Source organism: Candidatus Megaera polyxenophila (assembly GCF_029982035.1).
Lineage (GTDB): Bacteria > Pseudomonadota > Alphaproteobacteria > Rickettsiales > Rickettsiaceae > Megaera > Megaera polyxenophila.
This window is the reverse complement of record NZ_CP104166.1, coordinates 1211937-1232070: the sequence shown is the minus strand read 5'-3', so window position 1 is coordinate 1232070 and position 20134 is coordinate 1211937. Positions and strand designations below refer to the sequence as shown.

Annotated in this window: 18 protein-coding genes and 1 tRNA gene; 7 read left to right on the top strand and 12 right to left on the bottom strand. The window is 33.2% G+C overall.

What is annotated here, in order from left to right:
* Positions 1-22: 22 nt before the first annotated feature.
* The 4 genes from dapB to N3Z16_RS06545 form a co-directional block, all read right to left on the bottom strand.
* Positions 23-769: a 4-hydroxy-tetrahydrodipicolinate reductase gene (dapB, locus tag N3Z16_RS06560; protein ID WP_282485870.1), complete on the bottom strand. Its 747-nt coding sequence runs from the start codon at positions 767-769 to the stop codon at positions 23-25.
* A complete protein-coding gene (locus N3Z16_RS06555; protein ID WP_282485869.1) occupies positions 766-1242 on the bottom strand; it encodes a flavin reductase family protein in 477 nt (158 codons plus the stop codon). The genes dapB and N3Z16_RS06555 overlap by 4 nt, the downstream gene beginning before the upstream one ends.
* The gene (locus N3Z16_RS06550; RefSeq protein ID WP_282485868.1) at positions 1232-1975 is read right to left on the bottom strand and encodes a transporter substrate-binding domain-containing protein; all 744 of its coding nucleotides are present in this window, start codon (positions 1973-1975) and stop codon (positions 1232-1234) included. The genes N3Z16_RS06555 and N3Z16_RS06550 overlap by 11 nt, the downstream gene beginning before the upstream one ends.
* A gap of 61 nt (positions 1976-2036) precedes the next feature.
* Positions 2037-2996, bottom strand: coding sequence for an RluA family pseudouridine synthase (locus N3Z16_RS06545; protein WP_282485867.1), 960 nt, complete (start codon positions 2994-2996; stop codon positions 2037-2039).
* Between the two features lie 65 nt (positions 2997-3061).
* On the opposite strand from N3Z16_RS06545, the gene N3Z16_RS06540 reads away from it, so the two are divergent.
* From N3Z16_RS06540 to N3Z16_RS06525, 4 genes are all read left to right on the top strand, one after another.
* Complete coding sequence (locus tag N3Z16_RS06540) at positions 3062-3907, top strand: uracil-DNA glycosylase (protein ID WP_223939282.1); 846 nt, start codon at positions 3062-3064, stop codon at positions 3905-3907.
* 89 nt (positions 3908-3996) lie between these two features.
* On the top strand, positions 3997-5271 hold the full coding sequence (locus N3Z16_RS06535; protein ID WP_223939283.1) for a citrate synthase: 1275 nt from the start codon (positions 3997-3999) through the stop codon (positions 5269-5271).
* A 69-nt stretch (positions 5272-5340) separates the two neighbouring features.
* Positions 5341-5425 (top strand) — tRNA-Leu (locus N3Z16_RS06530).
* Between the two features lie 326 nt (positions 5426-5751).
* Entirely contained in the window at positions 5752-6990 is a 1239-nt protein-coding gene (locus N3Z16_RS06525) for an MFS transporter (RefSeq protein WP_282485866.1), read from the top strand.
* Between the two features lie 18 nt (positions 6991-7008).
* Here N3Z16_RS06525 and N3Z16_RS06520 read toward each other — a convergent pair whose 3' ends face one another.
* The 3 genes from N3Z16_RS06520 to N3Z16_RS06510 form a co-directional block, all read right to left on the bottom strand.
* Complete coding sequence (locus N3Z16_RS06520; RefSeq protein WP_282485865.1) at positions 7009-9801, bottom strand: sodium:solute symporter family transporter; 2793 nt, start codon at positions 9799-9801, stop codon at positions 7009-7011.
* Positions 9802-9930: 129 nt separating this feature from the next.
* A complete protein-coding gene (locus N3Z16_RS06515; RefSeq protein WP_282485864.1) occupies positions 9931-10338 on the bottom strand; it encodes an HIT domain-containing protein in 408 nt (135 codons plus the stop codon).
* Positions 10339-10346: 8 nt separating this feature from the next.
* A complete protein-coding gene (locus N3Z16_RS06510; RefSeq protein WP_282485862.1) occupies positions 10347-11348 on the bottom strand; it encodes a mitochondrial fission ELM1 family protein in 1002 nt (333 codons plus the stop codon).
* Between the two features lie 259 nt (positions 11349-11607).
* Here N3Z16_RS06510 and pal point away from each other — a divergent pair, with 259 nt between their 5' ends.
* Entirely contained in the window at positions 11608-12048 is a 441-nt protein-coding gene (gene pal, locus N3Z16_RS06505) for a peptidoglycan-associated lipoprotein Pal (protein ID WP_223939288.1), read from the top strand.
* A 294-nt stretch (positions 12049-12342) separates the two neighbouring features.
* Here the strand turns inward: pal and N3Z16_RS06500 are convergent, their stop codons facing one another.
* From N3Z16_RS06500 to N3Z16_RS06480, 5 genes are all read right to left on the bottom strand, one after another.
* The gene (locus tag N3Z16_RS06500) at positions 12343-13116 is read right to left on the bottom strand and encodes a sugar phosphate nucleotidyltransferase (protein ID WP_223939289.1); all 774 of its coding nucleotides are present in this window, start codon (positions 13114-13116) and stop codon (positions 12343-12345) included.
* A gap of 22 nt (positions 13117-13138) precedes the next feature.
* Positions 13139-14128 (bottom strand): aminoglycoside phosphotransferase family protein, encoded by a 990-nt coding sequence (locus tag N3Z16_RS06495; RefSeq protein ID WP_223939290.1) that lies wholly within the window; start codon positions 14126-14128, stop codon positions 13139-13141.
* Between the two features lie 8 nt (positions 14129-14136).
* On the bottom strand, positions 14137-15411 hold the full coding sequence (clpX, locus tag N3Z16_RS06490; protein WP_282485860.1) for an ATP-dependent Clp protease ATP-binding subunit ClpX: 1275 nt from the start codon (positions 15409-15411) through the stop codon (positions 14137-14139).
* 175 nt (positions 15412-15586) lie between these two features.
* Positions 15587-16186 carry an ATP-dependent Clp protease proteolytic subunit gene (locus N3Z16_RS06485; protein WP_223939292.1) on the bottom strand — a complete coding sequence of 200 codons (600 nt, stop codon included), beginning with the start codon at positions 16184-16186 and terminating at the stop codon, positions 15587-15589.
* Positions 16187-16509: 323 nt separating this feature from the next.
* Positions 16510-16878 (bottom strand): glutaredoxin, encoded by a 369-nt coding sequence (locus tag N3Z16_RS06480; RefSeq protein ID WP_282485858.1) that lies wholly within the window; start codon positions 16876-16878, stop codon positions 16510-16512.
* A 154-nt stretch (positions 16879-17032) separates the two neighbouring features.
* Between N3Z16_RS06480 and N3Z16_RS06475 the strand changes: the two genes are divergently transcribed.
* A complete protein-coding gene (locus N3Z16_RS06475) occupies positions 17033-19414 on the top strand; it encodes an AAA family ATPase (RefSeq protein WP_282485857.1) in 2382 nt (793 codons plus the stop codon).
* A gap of 155 nt (positions 19415-19569) precedes the next feature.
* Positions 19570-20076: a hypothetical protein gene (locus tag N3Z16_RS06470; RefSeq protein ID WP_223939296.1), complete on the top strand. Its 507-nt coding sequence runs from the start codon at positions 19570-19572 to the stop codon at positions 20074-20076.
* The last annotated feature ends 58 nt before the right edge of the window (positions 20077-20134 follow it).

Here is a 20134-nt window from a genome sequence, read left to right as displayed (position 1 = left end):
ATAAGCTAACACCTAACTAAAATTAAATCTTGAAGATATCTTGCATTAGGTAAAGACCAGGCTCAGTTATGGAACTTAACCACCTTGCCGCAAATAAAGCCCCATTTGCAAATACCTCTCTACTTAAAGCTCTAGAGCCTATAGTAACTACTTCAGTAGATCCTGCAAATATTACTTCATGCTCTCCCCAAATTCCTCCTGATCTAAGAGCAGAGAAACCTATATCACCATCCTTCCTAATCCCTTTATTAACCCTATCAAAAACGGCAACTTCTTCAAACTTTTGCTCTCTATGTTTAGCTATGTTTTGGCCAATAGCAATAGCAGTTCCGGAAGGAGCATCTTTTTTATGCTTGTGATGAATATCAATAATCTCAACGTCATAATCTTCTAAAATTCTGGATATTTTTCCAGCCATCTCTATTACTAGATTTGCGCCTATACTCATGTTGGGAGAATATAATATTGCAATTGATTGTGAAGCTTTTTCAATTTCTTTAATATGCGTACTAGATAAGCCTGTAGTACCTATAACTAGTTTTTTATCAGTTTCGGTAGATACCTTAAGCAGGTTTTCTAATGCGTCCGCAGATGAAAAATCAATTATTATATCGGAAGCTAGACAAAAATCCAATAATGTATAATTATTTCGGTGTTTTGAAAATTTCGTAACCAGATCAAATTTATCGCTTTGCCTTGCAATAGCTTCCGTAACTGCCGCGCCCATCCTTCCAGAAGCTCCATGTAATCCAATATTAATAATGCTCATTTTAGTTCTTTATAAGACTTTCCATAATAAACAAGAGGAGAAATAGAATCCAAATTGTTATTTACTGTTACTTTCAATGCTTTACCTATGAAAATATAATGATCCCCGCATTCTACATGCTTGTATTTCTCGCATTCTATCCAGCTTAAAACATTACTTACCAGGGGTACACCAAAATTATTTTCTGTAAAACTGACATTTTGGAACTTATCAATATTTGAAGAAGCAAAGCGTGTTGCTAAATCTATCTGGTAGTTTGATAAAATATTAATTGCAAAATATTTTGTACTGAAAAAAGCATCGAAACTAGCGGATTTTACATTTAAACAAAACGAAATTAAAGCAGGATCAAGAGAAACCGAAGTAAAAGAATTAGCCGTAAATCCATAAAATCTATTGTCATGTTTGGTGGAAACAATAGTTATGCCAGTAGGATACTTCCCGACTGCAGCTTTAAATTCGTCACTTTGCACCAGCTAATCCCCATTTTTTAGCTAAAGCCTGAGTTGTTCCATTATTTTTAAGGGCTTTAATTGCACGATCTATATCCTGTTTATGAGGCGAATTTTTTGGCATCGCAATAGCAAATGAGGAACTTAAATTTTTCTCAGCAAATCTAGCCAAATCCGGATAAATCTCTATGAATTTTTTAGCTTGAGCTTCCTCTAAAACTAACGCATCAATACGTCTGGATTTTAGTTCTTCTACAAGCATTAAATTACCGGATAAAGAAGTAATAGTAAAATCGTTGGCTGTAGCTAGCTCATTAGCAATTAAGTTCCATGTGGTACCGAGTTGGGCTCCTACTTTTTTACCTTTTAAATCCTTACAATTAGTAAAATTATCCTCTTTTCTATATAAAATTGCAATTTCCGAAGAAATATAAGTAATAGAAAAGTCCACTCTTGAGGATCGTTCTGGTGTATTAGATAAACCAGCGATAACTAGATCCACGCTGTTAGTAGAAAGAGCAGCAAGCAAACTGTGGAACTCCATGTTTCTAAATTCGAGTTTTTTGCCTAAAAATTTTCCGATCTCATTAATAAGATCAATATCAAACCCAACTATTTCACCATTTTGCATAAATTCATACGGTGGATTATCAGCACTAGTGCCAGCAATCCAGACATGATCATTCTTATTATCGGAACAAGCCGGCAATAGCAATAAAAATAAGATAGATAGTAAAATGCTTAGTTTTTTCATTTTAATGGCAAGAAATTGCAATTTTTACAAAGACTTTATTTACAAACACAGTTAAAGTCAACTAACTTGTTTTTAAGCAAGTTATGAGCTCATTGTAATCAACCGGTAATTCTTTTTCAAACTCCATCAATACCTCAGTTATAGGATGAATAAAACTGATATAAAAAGAATGCAAAGCTTGATGGTCAAATTTAATAAGCACCTCCCTTAGAGTCTTGGGACAGCCTGTGGTTTTCCTCTTATTATTTCCATAAGTTTGGTCTCCTACTATCGAATGGCCGATATGGCTTAAATGAACACGAATTTGATGAGTTCTACCAGTTTCAAGGCTACATTCAACCAAACTGAACATACCGCTTTTAAAAATCTCTAATGTTTTATAATGGGTAATTGCAGCTTTACCTCCTGATTTTACGGTAGTCATCTTTTTTCGGTCTAATTTACTTCGAGCCATCGGTTGAGTTATGATCCCCTCGGGAGGCTTGATTATTCCCCAAACCAAAGCTTTATATTTTCTTTTAAGCGTTCTTGATTCAATTTGCGTAGCGAGTGCTCGATGGGCCGCATTATTTTTTGCTACAACCATTAAACCCGAAGTATTTTTATCTAACCTATGAACAATACCTGGTCTAATTTCTCCCCCTTCATCCGATAATTTATCAGTATGGTACAGCAAAGCGTTAACCAAAGTATCTTTATAATCACCAGCTCCTGGGTGGACTGTCATGGAGGATGATTTATTTAATACTATTAAGTCATTATCCTCGTAAATGATATCAAGAGGAATGTTAGACGATACGATTCCTGGTTGTACTTCTTCTTCAAGAAGCAGATCAATATCATCGTTTTTTTTGACTCGTAACGATAAGGTTGAAACAATCTGGCCATTTAGCAGCAGTTTTTGGTGCTTGATAGCTTTTTGAATTTGGCTTCTTGAAGTATCGCCACAATATAAAGTCAAAGCTTTATCTACTCTTAAACCATCTAAATTTTCAGGGATAATAAAATTATGTCGGGACATATTATAGGACAATGATTAATATTGATTTACCAGCTAAAAACCTTTAACTTATAAGTAAAATACCTATGAACAATATAGCTCAAAAATTAGAATATATAAAATGGCTTAAATCAATTGGTATAGAATATTATTTTTCTACAAAAAAAGATAGTGATATTTCTCTTATTAACGAATTAAAAGGCCACTACAACAAGAAGCAAGAAATAGGTTGTGATACAATTATGGTCAATGAATCAACAAAATTCCATACCGCAGAGAAACTAACTGTTATTAATAATAATGACGTGGATAAAGAAGTATCAAGCGTTAAAGAAGCACGATCTTTGGCAGATAGTATCAGTTCATTGGATAAGTTAAAAGAAATAGTTGCCAATTTTAACGGTTGTACTTTGAAAAACTTTGCACTAAATACCGTTTTTGCAGATGGTAATCCGGGAGCAAAAATAATGTTAATAGGCGAAGCACCAGGAGCAAAAGAAGATGAATTGGGCATTCCTTTCTGCGGTGAAAGCGGTATGCTGCTAGATATAATGCTTTCTACAGTTAAACTATCCAGAAAGGAAAATATATATATAACTAATACAGTTTTTTGGCGACCACCAGCAAATAGAAAACCTACAAAACAGGAAATAAATATTTGCCAGCCATTTTTGGAAAAGCATATTGCTCTTATAAATCCTAAACTAATCATTTGCGTAGGCAGCACGGCCGTTACCGGTCTATTCGGTGATAAAACTAGCATTAATACAGCCAGGAATACTAAACATTTTTATCAAAATAACTATTTGCCACAGCCCATTACCACTATGGCTATTTTTCACCCAGCTTATCTTCTTAGGCAACCTGCTAAAAAAAAGGACACCTGGTTTGATTTAATAAAGATACAACAATTTATCGAAGAAACTATTTGATATACTATTTTGGTTGTAAATTCTTTCAGCAATAAACTACAATTAAAAATTCTAGTAAATTGCTAAGTAGATAAACCAAGAGGTATACAATGAGCGAAGAATTTGCAGAACTTAAAATCAAGGATAAAGTCCATAAATTACCAATTAAAAAAGCTTCGATTGGTCAGGATGTGATAGATGTTACAAAATTATATAGCCAGACCGGTTACTTTACTTATGATCCTGGTTTCATGTCTACGGCATCATGCACTTCTAATATTACTTATATCGACGGCGATAATGGGATATTAAGGCATCGAGGATATGACATAAAGGAACTTGCTGAAAACAAGAATTTCCTTGAAGTATCACACCTTCTGCTCCATGGTGAGCTACCTAATGCAACACAGTATAAAGATTTTAGAGAGGATATTGCCTATCACGCTCTTGTTAATGAACAAACAAGGAATATTTTCGGTGCTTTCCGTCATTCAGCACATCCCATGGCTGTTATATTATCGGTAGTAGGTTCTCTTTCTGCTTTTTATCATGAGAGCCTTGATATGACTTCAATAGAAGGAAGAGAGTTAGCAGCGCATAGAATGATTGCCAAGATGCCAACCATTGCTGCAATGACTTATAAATATTCACTTAGCCAGGCTTTTGTTTATCCATTAGATGAGCTACATTTTACCGAAAATTTTCTACACATGATGTTTGCCTCACCGAGCAAGAAGTACAAGGTAAATCCTGTACTTGCTAAAGCTTTAGATAAAATTTTTATTTTACATGCAGATCATGAGCAAAATGCTTCTACTTCAACCGTACGCACTTGCGGATCATCCGGATCCAACCCCTTTGCTGCTGTTAGTGCCGGTATTGCATCTTTGTGGGGGCCAGCTCACGGGGGAGCTAATGAAGCGGTAATAAAAATGCTGGCAGAAATAGGTTCTGTTAATAATATTCCGACCTATATAAAACGTGCAAAAGATAAAAATGACAGTTTCCGTTTGATGGGTTTTGGCCATAGAGTATATAAACATTATGATCCAAGAGCAGAAGTACTGAGAGAAACTTGCAAAGAGGTTCTTGAAGAACTGGGTCAATTAAAAGGTAATCCAATGCTTGAAATAGCTATGGAACTAGAAAAAATAGCTCTCCATGATGAATATTTTATCGAAAGAAAACTATATCCGAATGTAGATTTTTATTCAGGCATAATATACAAAGCCATGGGAATTCCCGCTTCTATGTTTACAGTATTATTTGCCGTAGCACGAACAGCAGGCTGGGTTTCTCAATGGAAAGAAATGTGGGAAGATCAAGAATTCAAAATTACGAGGCCGCGCCAGCTATATACTGGTCACGTTAAAAGAACCTTATAACTAGGTAGATAGATGAAAAAAAACTTGCACCGCCCAAGTTTTTCGAATAATATTGCGACTCAAGTTTGTGCCCGCGTGATGGAATGGTAGACATAATAGACTTAAAATCTGTGGAGCTTAGCTCGTGCCGGTTCAAGTCCGGCCGCGGGTACCAAACCTTAAAAAAGAGATCTTTTTCAGTTATCAAAATTTCTCATCTAACATCATTAAAAACTCTTTCAGTTTAGTTAGCTACAACGTAAAAAGTTATCTGCTCATTGACAATAAAAAATACTTATATATCTTGGATAGAAGATACCAGGGGTGCCATAAATAAAGGCTGAGATTATACCCTACTCAAATTTTTAGAAATTTGATCTACCTGATTCAGGATAATGCCTGCGAAGGGAGGTAAATAGCACTCGTACCTAATGGCATGTTTAGAACATCGCCTTAAGATGATCATCTCTTGGTAAATTTAATATTATTATAACATAATATATGAAAAATTTATCCAAACGAGATTACTCAATTTTAATTGGCAGCGCAGTAGATCATTTTGATACGGCTCTCTATAGTTTTTTAGCTCCGATATTTGCCCAATTGTTTTTTCCCACTTCCGATCCGATAATTTCCTTAATACTAGCTTACAGCGTTTTAGCTACTACAATAATTACAAGGCCATTAGGATCGTATATTTTTGGCCTTATAGCTCTAACTTCCGGACCGGCGATGAGTTTATCATATTCTTTAGTTGGGGTGGGGATGACCACTTTAGCTCTTGGTTTTCTACCTACCTATAATCAGATAGGAGTTTATGCCCCTATCTTGCTTATTATCCTTCGTTTTTTTTCAGGAATTTTTTCAGCAGGTGAAATTTCAATAGCAAAGCTATATATTTTAGCAGAGAAAAAGAAGAGCGAGGCTTTAAAAAGTTCTTATTTGTACCAGACATCTGTAATGTTAGGTATAGTATTTGCATCTTTTGCAAGTACCATTGCTCTTAATCGTCAAGAATCAATATATTGGCGCATGTGTTTTGTCATTGGGGGCATTACTGCTTTATTCGGTTATATCTTAAGAATTTATAAAACTGAAAAGTTACCGCTCAATATTAAACAAACATTATCATTATATTCTATCGGAACAGTAAAAACCCTATGGGATAATAAAGGTTCATTACTGAGGGTAGCTATTACCTCCGGATTCAGTTATGCAACATACTCAGTACCGTTTATTATTATGAATAATTTAATTCCAGAATTTACCGGATTTACTTTAGAAAATATGATGACTTCTAATACCATACTCTTAATCATGGATATGATCCTGCTTCCCGTAATAGGAACTCTTCTGTTTAAATTTGAGATCAAAAACTTATTATTATTTACTGCTGGAATCATGGCAATTACCATAATCCCAATATGGTATCCAATTGAAACCAGTTCATTTGCTTATATAATATCGATAAAAATTTGGATCATATTAATAGGGGTTGTTTTTAGTGATGTTATAAACTTATGGTATGAGACTATTATACATAAACCAGAAAAATATTTAATAGTCGGTATTGGATATTCAATAGGAACAGCAATTATAGGTAAAATGGCCCCAGCTATTTGTCTTGGGTTATACCATTATACAAAATCCCCATTTGTAATAGGGTGGTTCATGTTCATCATTTCATTAGCAACAATTTTGGCAATTGCTTGGCCTTATAACGATAAGGCCAAAATATGATCCTTAATTTAAATTAAACTACTTGTTTACTGGGATAGTAAATGTAAAAATAACCTCTCTGTGCATGCTATTTTCAACCCAGATGCACCCGCCATGAGCTTCTATAGCTAACTTGCACAAAGCCAGGCCTAAACCTCTTTGTCCATTAGGAATAGCACCCGATTTTGTGCGGCTATTTGAACCAATCGTAAATGGTTCAAATATAGTATTTAACTCTTCTTTTGGTATTTCTCCCCCGTTACTTATGCTAAATTTAAGTTCAAATTCGCTTCTGTGCAGACCTATGGTTATGTCACCTTCGCGGGTATGCTTTATTGCATTAACAATTAAACTATCAATAGCTGAAGTTATATAGTGTCGATCACATTCGATCAGTATATTATCTTCCATTCTATTAAAAAAATTCAAGTTCTTTTGTTCTAGATATAATTTTTTGCAATATTCTAGCCGATCATATAAAAGCTCGCTTAAATTTACTTGGGTTTTATTTAATTGGTATTTCATGGTACTAAGTTTTGAAACGTCAATTAAATTGTTTACTAAAGTAAGCAACCTGTCAGAGCTTTTAGCAATATTCCTGGCCATTTCTTTCCGTTCTTTTTCGCTGAGCTGGTCATAATATTCATAAAGTACCTGGCCTGTGGTTGTAATTCCGGTAATTGGGGTATGCCCCTCATGTTCAATATTTTGTAAGAATTCGCTTTTTACTTTTAATGCCTTTTCTAAACTTATAGCATGATCTTGCAACTGATTACCCAGATGAAGTACTTTATCTTCTGTAAGCTGATTTTGCTCCTGTTTGGGTTTTAAAAATGCAATTAATACAGTACTTATCAATAGCAGAAAGTAAATTATTTTAAATTGCAGATTAACAACATAATCAGGAACAAAATCAAGCTGCAGATAATTTTCATAAAACCAGATAGACATAGCTACGCCGCTTATAATCATTAAAATTGCCACTTGCCACCTCATGAGGATTGCAACTGTTATTAAACCGGTAATTAGTACCGCTACATTTATTTGGTTAAATAGACTTATAACAACGAGTAAACTACTGCAAAAAACTAAGTTGTAAAATACCGTTAGATTCCATAAAACAGAAATAAATATTTTATTCTTAAATTTTTCGAGCCAAACCGGATAAGTTATAAATACAGCTGATAGCATTAATGTTGAATAATAGATGGAATTAAGAGTAGTTATGTATTGCTCTTGTAAATTTTTCGGGAGGGGATAAGCATTTGAAAATACTATAATTGCAGAAAATAAGCCAAAATAAACAAATATCCTTTCCTCTTTTGGAGTATTATTCTGGCAAAATCCAATAAAGCTAAACGTTTTGATTGATTGGAGAAAACGGTTAATTTTTCTTTTCCTCTCAAGTCTTAAAGCATCAAGTGGAGATTTATCTTTAATTCCAACCCACCCGCCTTTTTCACCTAATATATAATGGCTTCCCATGAAAAATATCAGGTTACCGAGCATACCGGGTATAATACTGTCTACTTTCGAAAAGACTTTAAAGTAAATTACTGTAACAAACCCTGCAACCATTCCGATTAATACCGCTGTGCTAGAACTGCGAAAACCAAATATGGCTAATATTAATGGAATCGATACTATCGGCATGTAAAACCCGTGAGAAGCCAAAATCATTTCAAGCAAATTTCCTGACAAAAAACTCAGTAATAGCCCTGCAAATCCTATAAATAAAGAAGAGATACGGATCAATAATAAGGTTTTCTGCTCTGATAGCCTAACGCCTAAAGATTGGCATAAATCGTAAGAAAATAATATCGAGGAAGTATTAATATAAGAATCAGCAGTAGACATTATCATTGCCATAATGCCTATTATAAAAAACCCTTTAAAACCAGCATGGCAATAATTATCCAGAACATACCGTAGTATATTATTTTCATTTATATTGGTCACATTATCCGCTAGGAGTAATACACCTGCAAAATCAATTAACATATAAAAACAAGTAATAATAATTCCGGAAACGATAAAAGCTCTAGTGATTTGCGTAGTGCTTTTAGCCATTGTTATCCTTTGAAACAGAGCAGGATCTAGCCCAGGAATCATGAAGAATAAAAATAGTAATATTACAGTGCTAAACCTTGGGTTATCAATATTTAAAACCTCTTTATAATCAAAAAGAGGATTTGTTATTAAAATGTTTGAAATTTCATCTACGCTGCTTATTTCTTTCCAGATTAGAAAAACCATCATGGGGATTACTACTCCGAAAGTAAAAAATTGGATCATATCGGTAAAAGTCACCGATTTAATTCCTCCTAAGCTTGAATAAGTAATAACTACCAAACTACCAAATAATAAAATATAAATATTTACTTCCCCAAATAAATAATTAAGCAAAATTGTAAAAATTGAAAATTGTATCGCTATATTCCCTATTGCCGGAATTATCCCTGAAATTGCGGTAATAATACGTACATTTTTTCCATATACGCTGCCCATAGCTTCAGCTACTGATAACTTTCCTAGAAATTCCTTCATGCGCGGAGCATAAAAATAGGCAATTATAAAAAATGATATTCCATCAGCTATACCAGGAATTATAAAATATAATCCATTATTATATGTTTCTATTAAGTTGAGTGAAACGACGCTACCAAAAATCCATGTCGCAACTATGGTAGCTACTATAGTTGCAGTACTAAAATTTCTGCTACCTATAGCATACTCGCGAATGTTTTTTATACCCCGCCCTGATGCTAGCCCGAAAATTAAATTTAATAATAAAAATGCGATTATAACTGCTATATCAAAATCAAACTTCATAATATTTATTTACGGTAACTTAAATTAGAATTGAAAGTTTAATAACGATAATATATTTAGCACTTGAAGTACATACCTAAAATTTCATATTTAGTTTAGGAATAATTATAAGAACTATGTTTTCCTATTTTAATAGGCAATAAGGGATTTAATTATGATATCTTTTATGGCTTTCAAATTTTCGTGTTCGTAAGGTACGAACTGACTCCCCCAAACCGTTTTAGGAAATAGCCCGTCATTCTTAAACCGTACAATAATATGAACATGCAGCTGGGGGACAATATTGCCTATGGTGGCAATATTCAATTTATCTGGTTTAAATTCATTCTGAAGAATTTTAGCTACTTTTCTTATTTCCCAATTAAAGAGATCATAATCAGCTTGTTCAAAATCAGTAATTTCTATAATATTATTTTTCATCGGTACTAAAATAAGCCATGGGTAATTAGAATTATCCATTAACCTTATTTGACACAGTTTTAGCTGGGTTAAATGATGACTATCTCTTTCAAGGATTGGATCTAACTTAAAGCTCATAAAAATATTTATACTTTTTCTTTAACAAGTTTCTTATTAATGATTCCTGCAACTTTATCTATTTCATATAGAGGCTCGTAATCATATTTTTCAAGAAAAGCAGTAGTTTGACCTAAAATCCTTGCAACACCTATATCTATTAATTGCTGAACGAAAAACCTATGTTTTTTAAGTTTAAAATTTTCCGGATAGAAAATGTAAATTGGCTTACCTGTACTTGCTGCTTCGCTGCACATAGAAATTGAATCAGCAGTAATGATTATATATTCTCCTTCTCCTATGATTCCTGGATATGGATTCGGTAAATTCCCATCCGTATCATAAATCATATGAGGCTCTGGAAATTTATTTTTAAAAATTTCTTTTACGTCTTGTGGGGTTCTTCTACTAAAACTAATAAAAACTGGTAAAGAATGATAGGCAGATATAGCAAGAATTTTATTAGATAAGAATTCGGCAGTTTCTGCACTAAATTTATAACTTTTGGTCGATCCCCCTATAATAACTGCAATAAAATTTGGTAACTCCGGATAATTGGTCCTAAATGCAGATTTAGTGTGCAGCATCGAACTCTGCACATCATTTAAAGCACCAATTATTCTAACTATATTAGGTAAGGTATAATTATAATTATCATGCTGGGGAAGAATTATTAGATCAAACAATTTGGGATTCAGTCCCGGGCGCATAATTTGAACAACCTTAATTTTATTATTGAATCTCTTTTTTAAGTAAATCGCTAGCGCAGCAGTTCTCCTACCTGAAGAAACAATAATATCGGGAGGGTTTTGAGACTTTAACTCATTTAAAACTGATCTTCTTATATTTATCGGCCAGGAAACTAGTACAAAACTCGGTAAACTACTGAAATTATTATATTCAATATTTTTTACTTGATGCCTTGGGCTCAATCTAGAAGCTAACGCTAAAGCTTGATTAGCTCCTCCTGTGCGGTTATCAACTAACACCCAAATATCAGGATATGATTTATTGCTTAAATCTGAGGTCATATTAACTAATCTAGTGAAATTGTTGTAAATAACCAATAAATAATTAATATAATCCCATGTCTATATCAGGTAAATAATGATATTTATGCCACATAAAACTTAACACATCTTCTTTTAATTGATTCCCTAAAAATTAAGGTTTATCACGATAAATAAAGTTGTTATAATCCATCATTATTATCATATACTAAAATGCAATCCAAATTGCACGAGGTGTTTTAGATAATAAGTTTTTAAGTTAATTTATGGAGATTTAGTTATGATAAAAAAAATTGCATTAGCTTTCTGCACAATGCTTCTACTTGCTGGTTGTAGCTCTTCTGTAGGCAAGCATGGTGCTGGCCATTCCCAGGCTGCAGCATTCGAAAAAGAAGCCGGATCTAAAATATTCTTTAGCTACGATAGTTCTTCTCTTTCCCATGAAGCACAACAGACCTTGATGCGCCAAGCAAAATGGCTAAAAGAGCATCCAGCCATTAGCATGGTAATCGAAGGACATTGCGATGAAAGAGGTACAAGAGAGTACAATATTGCTTTAGGTGAAAGAAGAGCCCACGCAGTTAAGGGGTTCTTAGCGCACCACGGTGTTGATTCAAAACGTATTGAAACCATTTCTTATGGTAAGGAAAGACCAGAAGTTATCGGTGATAACGAAGCAGCATGGAGCAAAAATCGTAGGGGTGTTACTGCGCTGAAATAATAAGCAAGCAGTACAAATTACTCTAGGGAGCTAGCTAATTTATTTAGTTGGCTCTTTTTTTTTATTAAAACAATTTCTTTCTTTCTGCTCATTCGCTATAGATAATTTAGGGGAAAGAAAATAAAAAATTAGGTTTTCCAATACAAAATTATCAGTATACCGCCGACCGGAAGTTTGTTAGTAAATTTAAAAAACTCACTTCCTACTATCGGGTTGTAAATTAACCTAAAAATGCAGTTGTGTAATCATATCTATAAATTACACAGGTAACTAAACGTTTACTAACTGATAAGTTTATATATTTCCGTAAGCAAGCATGTCAATTTCAATTTCTACTAAGTCTTCTGGTCTGCTTGCATGATACCATCGTGCATCTTTTGCTTTAATACCGAATATTTTCTGGCTGTTTAAATAATATTCTTTTAAGGAGAAAATTTTAAGAGGGTTTTTGGCTATGGTAGCGGGTTTTAAAATACTAAGTCCTGTATACATAAAACTGTAATTACCTTCTATATCTGGTCTACTAAGCCTGCCGTATCGATCCATTTCAAAATCTCCATGACGGCCAGTATACCCAACTGCTCTATCATAGGGCTGCAAAAGAAGTAAAAAATCCATTTTTTCTGGATTCCATTCCTTAATCATATCTTTAAAAATGTTATAATTTGCTCGCAGTATAGTATCAGTATTTAGAGTAAATATGGGTTTATCTCCTAATATTTCCTTTGCATTTTTTATAGCCCCTCCGGTTTCCAATAATTCTTCCTCATATATAGTAGTAACGTCAGAAAAATTCGGATTATTAACCATATATTCCTTTAATGAGGACTCGACTTGTTTACGAAGATAATGCGTGTTAATAACAATTTTCTTAAAAGGGTAAGTTTTGCATAAATCCAGAGCATGATGTAGTATTGGCTTACCAAGTACAGGAATAAGTGATTTAGGACTATTTTCAGTTAAGTGCCTCATCCTCGACCCTAAACCAGCTGCAAAAAGCATAATAGTATCAATAGGGGGCAGGGGTTGCCCTCCTTTATTTTTCTCTGTTTTATTAATTAAATCCATGGTCATTATGGTATTTTACTACTTAATTAATAATTTTGCTAAACCAATTTTTTAATTTTAACATTATCGGGTGCGAAAGATCATAATTCAAATATTCAAGGACTAAGGGAATATATCGTAAATAATTACCGTTTTTATCTCTAATATACTTTCTGGCGAATACCCCTAAAATTCGTAGGTTTCTTTGAGCTCCCAGAATATGATAATCTACTAAAACGTCTGGTAACTCTAGTTTTTTTTCCGCAGCAAAATATTTAAGACAATCAAGAGCAAAGGCTCGTGGTACTTTAATTCTTGCATCTTCTAAAACTGATATAACGTCATATATAGGCGAACCTATTATTGCGTCTTGAAAATCAAGTAACCCCAGTGATTTAATACCCTTATAGCTCTCAAGATACATTATGTTTTCAACGTGGTAATCTCTTAGTACAAGACAATTATTAAAAGAGAGTTGATGATTTAAAATTCTCTGCCAAATATCTTTAAAGTCATCTAATTCTATAATACTTAAATTTCTTTTTAACCGATAAAGAATATACCACTCTGTAAATAATTTAAGTTCATTGAGCAGTAAATTATTATCATAAATTTTTAAACTAAAAGTAGGTATATTCTGTTGTAACAAAATTAATACGTCAAGCATAGAGGAATAAGTATTTTTCCTTAAATGCAAATCGTGTGGAGAATTTTGAATTACATTCTTAACACTCACATCGCCAAAATCTTCCAATATAATAAACCCCTTTTTACTATCAAAATGGAAAATTTCTGGACTAGAAAAATTCTGTGATCTTAAGTAGTGTGCTATTTCAATGAATGGATCAATGCTACAATATGTAGGAGGACAATCCATCAGAATGTATGATCTGTCATCGCTTTCCTTAATCCGATAGTATGAGCGAAGACCTGCATCCCCTTGCAGCGGTATACAGCTTTGAAACCCCTTATAAAAGTAGTTTTGCAAAAACTCTTCTAAATCAGTTTTTCTGAAAGATACCGCAGAAACCATATAATTATTTATACAGCAATACGTTTTGCTTGCGGCCTAGCTGTCGCCTTTACAGCTTTTCTTGCTGTTATTTTGGGTAGTTCATTTCCTTCTACCACACTCTTATTAATAATGACTTCCTTATTTTTAAGCTCTGAAAAATTAAACATGTTTTCCAAAAGTTGTTCCTCTATTATGGAACGAAGCCCTCTTGCCCCAGTAGCTCTTTTTAAAGCTTTCTCAGCGATTGCTTCTATAGCATCATCAGTTATAGTTAACTCCGCATCATTCAACGCAAATAATTTTTTATATTGTTTTATGATTGCATTTTTAGGCTTTGTTAAAATACTGATTAAAGCCTCCTTATCAAGTTCATCAAGGCTAGTAATAACCGGTAAACGCCCTACAAATTCAGGAATCATCCCGAATTTAATTATATCTTCAACTTGTAAATCTTTTAGCAAATCACTATAGCGCATATCTTCCTTAGATTTTACAGAAGCTGCAAAACCTATAGAACTTTTGTTATTTCTGGCATTAATTATAGATTCTATCCCCATAAAAGCCCCGCCACATATAAATAAAATATTTGAGGTATCGATTTGAATAAAATCTTGCTGAGGATGTTTTCTTCCGCCTTGAGGAGGAACATAAGAAACTGTCCCTTCCATTATTTTTAGTAGGGCTTGCTGCACCCCTTCTCCGGAAACATCTCTGGTAATCGAGACATTTTCAGATTTTTTAGCTATCTTATCAATTTCATCTATGTAAATTATACCCTTCTGCGCTTTTTCTACATTAAACTCCGCTGCCTGCAACAGTCTAAGCAAGATGTTTTCTACGTCTTCCCCTACGTATCCAGCCTCAGTTAGGGAGGTAGCATCCGCCATTGTAAAAGGAACGTTAAGAACTTTCGCTAATGTTTGGGCCAGTAATGTTTTACCAGATCCTGTAGAACCAACTAGCATAATATTAGATTTATTGAGTTCTACATCATCCTCTTTCTTTGCAAAACTTTCTAAACGTTTATAATGATTATAAACAGCCACTGATAATACTTTTTTAGCTTTATCTTGACCGATAACATATTGATTCAGAGCTTCATAAATCTCCTTTGGTTTCGGAATGAGAGAAGCTACCTCTGCCAGTTGTTCTTTTGATTCTTCTTTTATGATATCCAGGCATATTTCTACACACTCATCGCAAATAAACACAGTAGGGCCTGCAATAAGCTTTTTTACTTCATATTGGTTTTTTCCACAAAACGAACAATGCAGCGATTTCTTGTCTGATTCGTTTTTCATAATGACTCTAACTCTTCATTTATCTTAAATTACATTATTATCAGGTAAATTTTTGAAAGTAAACTATAAATACATTTGGTATTATTTATAAAGGTTATGGTCACAAAATAACAAATTATATTTATGTTAATAACTTACCAAAAAATTCTAATTTTGAGTTTTTAAACAAGAAATCTTATTGGGAAGTCATTAACTCTCTGCTGTGAATTATTTTATCAATAATACCAAATTTTTGCGCTTCAGCAGGGGACATGAAATTATCCCTTTCCATACTATTTTCTATAGTTGCAATAGTTTGACCCGTATGCTTGGAATACATTTTTTGTAGCATATTTTTAACATTTTTTGTTTCCTTAGCATGTATCTCTATATCAGTTGCTTGGCCTCGATACCCGCCAATTGGCTGGTGGATCATAATTCGGCTGTTTGGTAATGCGTATCTCATTCCTGGCTCTCCAGCAAGAAGAATTGTAGCACCCATAGAGCATGCCTGACCAATACATAAAGTTGCTATTTTAGGTTTTATATATTGCATTGTATCATAAATTGCAAAACCGGAACTTACCACACCTCCGGGAGAGTTTATATACATATACACCTCTTTTTCTGGATTTTCTGCTTCCAAAAAAAGTAGCTGAGCAATGATTAAGTTTGCCATGTGGTCTTCAAATTCTCCACAAACAAAAACAATTCTTTCCTTTAATAATCTTGAATATATGTCATAGGCTCTTTCACCTTTCGATGTTTGTTCTACAACCATTGGTACATATGTCATAAAATGCTCTTTAAGATTTTTAAAAATAGTTAGCTAAAAATATGCTTAGAATGCGGGTTATACATTATGATACCCATATTGTAAATATATTTAAACTAGCAAAATAAAACAGCTAAATGCTAGAAATTTTAGTGTTTTGAGTATAAGTATTAACATTCAGGATATTTAATTACAAGGCTCTTTCATTTTCTTACCAGCTCTAAATATTAGGATTCTTAATAGGGTTATCTATAATACCGAATTTTGCAGCTGTTATGCATCAATTTTGCATCACCGGTTACCGATATCAGCTCTTAAGTTAATATTATAAATATATTTTACTTCTAGAGTTTATTTTCTTTCTTTAGTTTTAGAAGATCATTATAACCGCCTATAAATTTATTATTAATAAAAATATATGGTACCGTAGTCTGTTTTGTTTTTTCAACAAGTTTTTTTCGAAGATCCAGATCAGAACCAAGGTCAATCGCTTCATAAATTATTTTACTCTCTGCAAGTAAATCTTTTGCCATCATGCAATAACTGCACCCTTCTTTTATATAAATAATGACTTGCATATTTTCTCGGTTAAGAACTTGCTCTGCCAAGTCACGACTTTTACTAATAGTTAGCAGCTTAAACATTATAAAAACCATAAATACAATAGCTAATAAGATAAGAATCTTGTTTTGTAATTTGCCACCAATTTTCATGAAATAAACCTTAATCTATTTTAAGTTATACATGGTTGATATTAAGACCACACAGTGAGAATCTTTAATCAACAAGTTTGATTATTATTTTATACCTAAAACTAAACGTAGTAACCTATTAATTAGTATATTTTTTTAGGGTTAATAAATAGCTATGTTATCAAACACATTAGAATTAACTTTGAGAAAAGCTCTACATCTAGCTTCAAGTTACAAACATGAATATGCTACTTATGAGCATTTATTACTTGCTCTTATGGAGGATGAAGATGTCAAGCTAGTGTTGATAGAAAAAGATATCAATCCCAGAACAATTAGCAAAAAACTTACTGCTTATTTAAAAAATTACCTTGTTGAATTAGTTAATGAAAACATCAAAGAATCAAAACCTACAGCAGGATTTCAAAGGATAGTACAAAGAGCGGTTTTACATAGCCCAACAAATGGACAAAAACCGATTACTGGGGTTAATGTACTTGCTGAATTTTTTTTCGAAAATAATTCGTACGCCCTTACGTGCCTAAAACAAGCTCATCTAAAAAGGGGAGACGTGCTCAATTATAATAACAGGGGTAATAATTCTACCATTATAACTAATCAATATCCTTCAAAGAAGCAATCATCTAGTGAAAATATAGAGGAAAATGATATTGCCACCGCCTTAAAATCTCCTAAAAATCTGAATGAATCTAGCTCTAACGACAATACTATTCTAAGTGCTCCAGAGGTAGAACTTCAAAAATATTCTGTTAACCTAAATGCAAAAGCAAATAAGAATGATATTGATTGTTTAATAGGTAGAGAGGCGGAAATACAAAGGACAATAGAAATTCTTTGCAGGCGTAAAAAAAACAATGCTTTACTAGTTGGCGAAGCCGGTGTCGGTAAAACGGCAATAGCCGAAGGGCTTTCCATTAGAATAGTCAGAGGTGATGTACCGGATATGTTAAGAACGGCCGTGATTTACTCCCTTGATATAGGAAATTTAGTGGCTGGGACAAAATTTAGAGGGGATTTTGAAGAACGCATAAGGGGAATGTTAGAATGTTTAAGAAAGTTAAAAAATGCTATTCTTTTTATTGATGAGATACATTCAATAATTGGAGCTGGTTCTACCACCAGCGGGGCACTTGATGCTAGTAATTTATTAAAACCAGCCTTAGCGAGTGGCCAATTACGATGTATCGGTGCTACTACGTTTAAGGAATACCGTAATAATTTTGAAAAAGATATGGCCCTTGTTAGGCGCTTTCAGAAAGTTATTGTTGAAGAACCTAGCCAAGAGGTTACATTAAATATTTTGAAAGGTTTAAAAGGCTATTATGAAAAACATCATAAGATAACTTATACGGAAGCAGCTTTAAAAGCAGCTGTTAATTTATCAGAAAGATATATAAATCAAAGGCATTTACCAGATAAAGCAATCGATTTGATTGATGAAGCAGGAGCAAGAGCTAAAACCCAAAAAAGTAATAACAAAAAAGCTGTAATTACCGAAAAAGATATAGAAGATTTAGTGTCATCAATTTTAAATATTCCAAATTTAAACTTAACAATTGATGAAGGGGAACAAATTAGGGATTTAGAAAATAAGTTAAAAAATAGGATTTTTGGTCAAGATGAAGCTATAGAAAGCCTTTGTACTAGTATAAAATTATCTAAAGCTGGTCTTAAGAAGCCTACCAGACCTATTGGTTGCTACCTTTTTATCGGCCCGACCGGAGTTGGAAAAACAGAGCTTGCTAAACAACTGTCATTCTTTTGTGATATGAAACTCCTAAAATATGATATGTCCGAATTTGTAGAAACTAGTTCTGTTTCTAAACTATTGGGCAGCTCGCCTGGATATATTGGTTTTGAGCAAGGTGGTATGCTTACCGATGAAGTTGATAAATACCCTTATTCAGTTTTATTATTCGATGAAATAGAAAAAGCTAATCCTGAAGTATATAATTTGCTTCTACAAATTATGGATGAAGGGATATTAACAGATAGTACAGGTAAAAAAGTGAAATTTTCACACTGTATTATCATACTAACGAGTAATATCGCTATACAAAAGACAAAGCCATCTATGGGATTTAACAGCTCAGTTTTACCAAAAGAAGATCAATTTGATATAAATATTATTAATAGTGAATTTAGCAGTGAGTTAATAAGCCGGTTAGATAAAATTATCTTATTTAATCCTATAGACAGTATAGTCAGTAAAATAGTCGGTAAAAACCTTGAAGAACTTACGTCTCAGCTAGCCGATAAGAAAGTCAGATTTTCAGTTAGCAACTCTGTTAAACAATATCTTATTAAGAATTATAACGTTGCACAAAGTGGTGCTAGAGTTCTTGATAGGATAATTGATACGGAAATAAAACAACATATAGCCGACGCAATTCTTTTCGGTAAACTTAAAAATGGCGGATTGGTCGATATAGACTATTCTAAAAAACTTGATAAAATCGTTTTTAAATTTAAAGGAATTAACAAAAAAACTACAAGGAACTTGAGCCAAGCTAAGTTTTGTATTTATGGTAATTGAATTTAAATTAGCTAATAGGGCGTATCTTACCCTAATTACAACATTACGGATAAATTTAATTATTTAATAATTAAATTGTTAAAATTAAATACTTAACTTGATACTTCTATACTAAAATATCATATATATATTTTATTTTCTTAATGGAGGAATTTATGCCTATTTCAGATCCAAAGTCTACCCCAAACGCTTTAACGCCACAAGAAATGGAAGTCTACGTTAAACAAGTATTAGTCCCAATAATAGATGATTTTACTAAAAATCATAAAGGAAAGCAATTTACCGCAGACGATGTGGAAGCTTTATATGATAAGTTAAATAAAACCCTTTCTAAAGATCCTAGAATCGTGGATAACTGGAATCGCCTCGATCAAGACCCAGTTCGTAAAGATATGGCTAAACAAATGGCGGCAGAACTAAATACTGAAAGTAAGTTAAGCAAAAGTGAGAAGTTAATAAAAGGATTCGGAGAATTCTGTAAAAAAATTGGCCTTGGGAAGATTGGCGATGCTTGTTTAAAATATACTCAAGAGGTTACTCTTAAAAAATCTGCGCAAGAAATTGCTAGCGGAGTAGCTAGCACAAAAATGAGTGTTAGTGTCGGCGATAGTGAAAGCGCAAAAATAGCTAAACCAATTCAAAAAGGGGTTATAGGACGTTAGCTATATATAATTAGAATTTGGCCTAAGAAAAAGCCCAGAATAGTATTATGGTTGTAAT